At 71.3% G+C, this 6,452-nt stretch carries 4 protein-coding genes and 2 pseudogenes; all 6 read left to right on the top strand.

The window, feature by feature from the left end:
* Positions 1–244, top strand: a pseudogene (locus tag H531_RS14075) (hypothetical protein); the annotation flags it as partial.
* Positions 245–264: 20 nt separating this feature from the next.
* Positions 265–897, top strand: a complete 633-nt coding sequence (locus tag H531_RS0111985; protein ID WP_022799558.1) for a LexA family protein — start codon at positions 265–267, stop codon at positions 895–897.
* A 60-nt stretch (positions 898–957) separates the two neighbouring features.
* On the top strand, positions 958–2,142 hold the full coding sequence (locus H531_RS0111980) for a DNA polymerase Y subunit UmuC family protein (RefSeq protein WP_022799557.1): 1,185 nt from the start codon (positions 958–960) through the stop codon (positions 2,140–2,142).
* Between the two features lie 10 nt (positions 2,143–2,152).
* Positions 2,153–2,302: a hypothetical protein gene (locus tag H531_RS14070; protein WP_022799556.1), complete on the top strand. Its 150-nt coding sequence runs from the start codon at positions 2,153–2,155 to the stop codon at positions 2,300–2,302.
* Positions 2,275–5,307, top strand: a complete 3,033-nt coding sequence (dnaE, locus tag H531_RS0111970) for a DNA polymerase III subunit alpha (RefSeq protein WP_033399351.1) — start codon at positions 2,275–2,277, stop codon at positions 5,305–5,307. Before H531_RS14070 ends, dnaE begins: the two co-directional genes overlap by 28 nt.
* Before the next feature lie 205 nt (positions 5,308–5,512).
* A pseudogene (locus H531_RS13555) lies at positions 5,513–6,378 on the top strand (IS110 family RNA-guided transposase); the annotation flags it as partial.
* Positions 6,379–6,452: the final 74 nt, after the last annotated feature.

Raw genomic sequence — 6,452 nt, 5'->3', positions numbered from 1 at the left:
CCGGTTGCGGCAAGCGATTGAGGAGATTTTCCGGGGGCTTCAGCAGGAACTGGGGTGGACGGGGCATCGGCACTGGCGTAGGGCCAGGTTGCTGGCCCATCTGGCCTTGGGGTTGGTGGTCTATGGGCTCATTGAGTGTCAGCGAGAAGGGCTGAAGTTGAGTTTCTACCCATGCCGACGGAGACTTATCGGAGGTAAGCTGACTGTGGAGGTCCCTCTTGCGCTCGCGGGTAGCCTGTTATAAAACAGGTAAAGGAGGCGGGCATGGGTAGGAAACTGCCGAGGGGCCAGCGGACCGTGCTGGAGGGAGTCGCCAGGCTGGTGCGAGAGGGCCTTGCCCCCACCTCCCACGACCTGACCGCGCTCCTTGGGCTCAGGCCCCAAACCCTGCGCCAGCACCTCGAGGCCCTGGCCCGCAAAGGGCTTGTGATCCTCCACCCTAGGGGCCACGGCCGCCCCACCCACGTGGAGCTCACCCCCGAAGGGAGGCTCCTCGCGGGGCTGGCCATCCCGGTGGTGGGGCGGATCCCCGCCGGCCCCTTGGAGGAGGCCCTGGAGGAGGTGGAGGGGCTCATCCCCATCCCCGGCCGGCCCAACCTCTTCGCCCTGGTGGTGGAGGGGGACAGCATGGCGGAGTACCTCCTGGAGGGGGACGTGGTGGTGGTGGAGCGGGGGGTAAGGCCGAGGCGGGGGGAGATCGCCGCCGTGCTCCACCAGGGGAAGACCACGCTCAAGTACGTCTACCCCGAGGGGGAGGAGGTGGTCCTCAAGCCCCACAACCCCGCCTACCCCACCCTGCGCCTGCCCGCCCGGGAGGTGGAGGTGCAGGGGGTCTTCCGCTTCCTCCTGAGGGGAAGGGAGGGCCTCGAGGCCCTCGGCCTCCTGGAGCGCCGCTGAGGGGGGCTTGCCCGAAGCCCAGTATACCTGCTATAAAACAGGTATAGCGGTGAGGCCTCTATGAAGTCCGAGGTTTCCCCCCTGGTGGCCGCAGCCCTCTTCCTTCCCTGGCCCATATGGCTCCTCCGCCGGGAAGGGGAAACCCCCCCTCTGGCGGTGCACCGGGGAGGGCGGGTGGTGGCCGCCTGCCCCCTGGCCCGGAGGCTCGGAATCCTCCCCGGCCTTTCCCCGGAGGCCGCCCTGGCCCGCGTGCCCGGGCTCGCCCTGCACCCCTACCCCCAGGAGGCCCCCGCCCTCTGGCAGGACCTTCTCCGGGAGCTCCACGCCCTCACCCCTTGGGTGGAGCCCCTGGAGCCCGGGGTGGCCCTCCTGCGCCTCTCCCTTCCCGAGGCCCGCCTCCTGGCCCGGGGACACGGGGCCCGGGTGGGGGTGGCCGCCTGGCGGGAGGTGGCCCTCCTCGCCGCCTGGTCCGCCCGGGAAGGGGAGGCCAGAGGGGTGGCGGAGGGGAAAGAGGAGGCCTTCCTGGACAGGCTTCCCCTTCACCTCCTCCGGGGGGTGGGTCTGACCCCGGAGGGCCTCGCCCGCCTGCGCCTCCTGGGCCTAAAGCGGGTAGGGGAGCTCAGGCGCTGGAAGCCCCCCCAGCTCGCCGCCTACCTGCCGGAAGCCCCCCGCCTCCTCCCCTACCTCTTCGGCCCCTGGCGGAAGGGGGTGGCCCGCTTCCTCGAGGAGGAGACCCTGGAGGCAGAGGCCTTCCTGGACCCCCCGGCGGAGGCCTCGGCTGGGCTTTTCCGCCACCTGGGAGCCCGCCTCTTCGCCCGCCTCGAGGGCCGGGCCGCGCGGAGGGCGGAGGTAGAGGTCTGGGCGGGGGGGCTCCGCTTCCGGGGAACCTGGCTGGCCAGGGAACCCTTGCACACCGAGGAAGGGGTGCGCCTCGCCCTGGAGGCTGCCTTCCGGAAGGGCGGCGCGGGGGGCCTCCCCTTGGAGGCGGTGCGGGCGAGGCTTGTGGGCCTCTTCCGCCCGGGCTTTCAGGAGGGCCTGTGGCGGAGGGCGGGTGAGGGCCTTAAGGAGGTCCTCGCCCGCTTCCCCGGGGCCTTCTTCCGGGTGCAGGTGGTGGACCCCCAGGCCCTGGCCCCGGAGCGGGGCTTCCGGCTCGTCCCTTGGGAGGTGGAGGATGCGGCTTTACCTCTTGCCGGTGGAGGTGGGGTGCGAAGGGAAGAGGCCGCTTTGGGTGGGGTTTCGGGGTAGGCGGTCCGTGGTGCGCCTCCTGGACGCCTGGAGGGCTGGGGGGAGGTGGTGGCTTGGGGAGGAGGGCCGGGACTACTTCCTCCTGGAGGTGGCCGGGGGGCTGGTCCTGGAGGTCTTCCGGGAGGGAGAAGGATGGGTATTGAGCCGGGTCCTGGACTAGCCCTCCTTTCCGCCGAGTCCTACTTCGGCCGGGGGGTGTCCTCCCCGGAAAGGCTCTTGGAGAGGGCGGCGGCCCTGGGCCACACCCACCTGGCCCTCACCGACTGGCGCGCCCTCACGGGCGGGGTGCGCCTCTTCCGCCGGGCCCGGGAGGTGGGGGTGGTGCCCCTCCTGGGGGCGGGCCTCCCCCTTAGGACCCCGGCGGGTACCTTCCCGGTGCGCCTCCTGGCGGCGACCCGGGAGGGGTACGGGAGGCTCTCCCAACACCTCACCCGGGCCCTGGAAGAGGGAAGCCTCCCCCTGGAGGCCCTCCTGGCGGAGAGCGAGGACCTGGTCCTCCTCACCGGGGGGCGGGAGGGGTTTCCGAGCCGCCTCCTCGCCGAGCGGCGCCTGGAGGAGCTGGACCGCCTCCTTGGGGCCCTCCAGGGGGCCTTTCGGGACCGGCTCTTCCTCACCCTCTACCACGACCGCCTCCCCGGGGACGGGCGCCGGGTCCGGGTTCTGAGGGCCCTGGCCCAGGACCGGGGCCTGCCCTACGCCGCGGCCCTCGAGGTGCGCATGGCCAGCCCCGACCTCTACCCCCTCTTGGACGCCCTCACCTGCGCCCGCCTGGGGATCGGGGTGGAGACCCCGCACCCGGACCGCCCCCGCAACGAGGCCTTTGCCCTCCCTTCCCGAGAGGAGGCCCTGGAGCGGATCCCCTTCCCCGAGGCCTGGGCCAACGCCCGGGCCCTGGCGGAGTCCCTGGCCTTTCCCCTCCTCCCCGAGCGGATCCTGGACCCGCCCGTGCCCCTCCCGCCCGGGGAGACCCCCATGGGCCGGCTTGGCCGCCTGGCCTGGGAGGCCCTGGAGGCCCGCTATCCCGGCCGCCCCGCCTACCGGAAGCGGCTCGAGGAGGAGCTGGCCACGGTGGAGGCCCTGGGCCTGGCGGGCTTCTTCCTCCTGGCCCACGAGGTGGCCCGGTGGGCCCGGAGCCGGGGCCTTTTGGTGGCCGCCCGGGGGAGCGCCGTGGGGAGCCTTCTCGCCCACCTCTTGGACCTCACCCCCGTGGACCCGGTGCGGGAGGGCCTCCTCTTTGAGCGCTTCCTCCACGGGGGGATGAAAAGCCTTCCCGACATCGACCTGGACCTGGGAAGCCGGAGGCGCCAGGAGGTAATCCGCCACCTGGAGGAGGCCTTCGGCGCCCGGGAGGCCATGGCCGCCGCCTACGTCACCTACCGGCTCCCCTTAGCCCTCCAGGACCTGGGCCGGGCCCTGGGCCTGCCGGCGGAGCTGCGCCGCCGCCTCACCCGCCACCTGGGCCGGGACTTCCGGCACCTCGCCCCCCACCGGGCCGCCGAGGCGGAGCCCCTCCTCGCCGAGGTCCTGGGGGAGGCTCCGGTGAAGCGCCTCCTCCTCTCCCTCCTCTCCCGCATGGAGAAGGGGCACGTGCGCCACCTGATGCCCCATGTGGGCGGGGTGGTGGTGGCCCCAGGGCCCCTGGCCCGGTACGCCCCGGTGGTCCGCACGAGCGGGGGGATCCGGATGCTCACCCTGGACAAGGACGACCTCGAGGCCCTGGGCCTGGTGAAGCTGGACCTCCTGGGCCTTAGGATGCTCTCTGCCCTGGAGCGGGCCCGGGAGGAGGTCCTCCGCACGGAGGGGGTCTACCTGGACCTAGACCACCTCCCCCAGGAGGCGGCCGTCTACCGCCCCCTCTGGCGGGGGGAAACCCTGGGCGTTTTCCAGCTGGAAAGCCCTGCCCAGACCGCCATGAGCCGGCGGCTTCGGCCCAAGGGGCTCATGGACCTGGCCCACCAGATCGCCCTGGTCCGCCCAGGGCCTATCCAGTCGGGCACGGTGCGGCCCTACCTGGAGAGGCGCCGGAAGGGAGGCGGGCCTCCCCTCCCCCACCCCCTCCTGGAGGAGATCCTGGGGGAGACCTTCGGCGTCCTCCTCTTCCAGGAGCAGCTCCTCCGCCTCCTCCACCACGGGGCGGGACTGGACTGGCCCGAGGCGGAGGCCTTCCGCAAGGCCTTAAGCAGGGCCCAGGACGAGGAGGACCTTGCGCCCTTGCGGGAGCGCTTCCTGGCGGGCGTCAGGGCGCGGCTTGGGCTTGGAGGGGAGGAGGCGGAGGGCCTCTGGCGCAGGGTGGCGGGCTTCCGGGGCTACGGCTTCACGGCGAGCCACGCCCACGCCTTCGCCCGCCACGCCTACGCCTCCCTTTGGCTCAAGGCCCACTACCCGGCCGAGTTCCTGGCCGGGCTTCTCAACGAGGCCCCCGGCATGTGGCCCCCTAGCACCCTCCGCCAGGAGGCAAGGCGCCTTGGGGTCCCCTTCCTGCCCCTTTCCGTGAACCGCTCGGGGCTCCACTACCGGGTGGAGGTAGAGGGTGGGGTAAAGGCCCTCCGCCCACCCCTCACCCAGGCCAAAGGGGTTTCGGAGGCGGCGGCCAGGGCGGTCCTCAAGGAGCGCCTCCGGGGCCCCTTCCGCTCCCTAGAGGAGTTCCGCGCCCGACTGGACCCTCCACAGGACCTCCTCCTGGCCTTGGCCCGGGCGGGGGCCTTTGACGAGCTGTTGCCCCGACGGGAGGCCCTCTACCGGGCGGGGCTTCCCGGGGGGAACCTCCTGGCCCTGGAGGCGCCCGCCCCTCCCCTTCCCCCTTTGGGCCTGGGGGAGCGCCTGGCCCTGGACCTCGAGGCCAAGGGCCTCTCCGAGCTCCCCCTCCATCCCATGGACCTGCTGCGGGGCCTCTTGGAGGAACTCGGGGCCACCCCCATCCCCCTCCTGGGGGAGGGACCTGGGCTCACCGCAGGGCTGGTGGTGGCTCGGCAAAAGCCCCCCACCGCCCGGGGGTACGCCTTCCTCGTCCTGGAGGACGGCCCCTACCGCCTGCAGGCGGTGATCCCCCCCGAGGTCTGGGCCAGGCGGTACAGCCTCCTGCGGGACGCCAGGATCCTCCTGGTGGAGGGCGTGCGGCAAGGGGAAAGCTTCCGGGTGGAGGAGGTGCAAATAGTTGGGAAATAGCCCACAAAGCCGCATGTATCTTGCCCAAGTGAGGGGGGTGTAACCGCTAAAAGCGCCGGGCTTTTCACGCCCGCAAATGTGATCGGCGGCCACCTGCCCCGGCCTACCTGCCGTACGGCATCCCGGTCGCACACGACCGCATCCACATGCTCGGCACACGGGGTCAGGTGGCCACCTCCCTCAATCTACCAAAAGGAGGCCAACCATGGTCTTCGCAGGCATAGACGTCAGCAAAGCCCACCTGGACCTGGCCCTTCTCGGCCCTGAACTGAACCGCACCCTCCGCTTCCCCAACACCGAAGAAGGAAGAAAATCCCTCCTGGCCGCCCTCCTCCAGCAACGCCCAGCCTGGATCGCCCTGGAGCCCAGCAGCGCCTACCCTCTGCCCCTCGTCACCCTTCTGGCCCAAAAAGGCTTCCGGGTGGCCCTGGTCAACCCCTACCAGGTCGCCTCCTTCCGCCGGGCAGCCGGGGAACGCAACAAAAGCGACAAAAAAGACGCGCTGCTCCTCGCCCGCTACGCCCAGGTTTACCGGGACCATCTCAAGCCCTACACGCTTCCGGAAAAGACCCTTAGGGAGCTTAAAGAGCTCGTGGGATACAGGGAAGACCTGGCCAAGCGGGCGCAGGCCATCCGGAACCAGCTGGAGGCGGCAGCGTGGGCGGGAAGCGGGCGGGTGATCCCCTTCCTTCAGCGGGAACTGGCCCATGTGCAGGCCCTTGTGGAGGAAGTGGAGGCCCAGATTCAGGCTCTTCTGGGGCAAATTCCCGAAGCCGGGGTGCTGCAGGAGCTTGCCGGGGTGGGGCCGCAGGTGGCGGCGGCGGTGCTGGCCTTTTTGCCCCGGGCGGTCTGGGGCCGGGCCAAGGCCGCGTTCCTGAAAGGGAGGAGTCGGGGAAGACGGTGGAGCGGACGCGGCTTTCCCGGAAGGGGCCGCCCATCCTCAGGAGGAAGCTGTACATGGCGGCCATGGTGGCGGTGCGGCGTGATCCGGTCATGCGGGCCTTCTATCATCGGCTCATTTCCCGGGGCAAGCGAAAGAAGCAAGCCCTCTTGGCCGTAGCCCACACACTTCCTCTCCTCCACGCTCGCTTCGTCCAAAAGCACAAAAGCCCGCAGAGGGCGGCGAAAGAGGCAAAAGGGGGATA

This window comes from Thermus islandicus DSM 21543, assembly GCF_000421625.1.
In the GTDB taxonomy this organism is placed as follows: Bacteria; Deinococcota; Deinococci; order Deinococcales; family Thermaceae; genus Thermus; species Thermus islandicus.
Note: the sequence above shows the minus strand (reverse complement) of the source record. Positions and strands in the feature narration are given on the sequence as shown.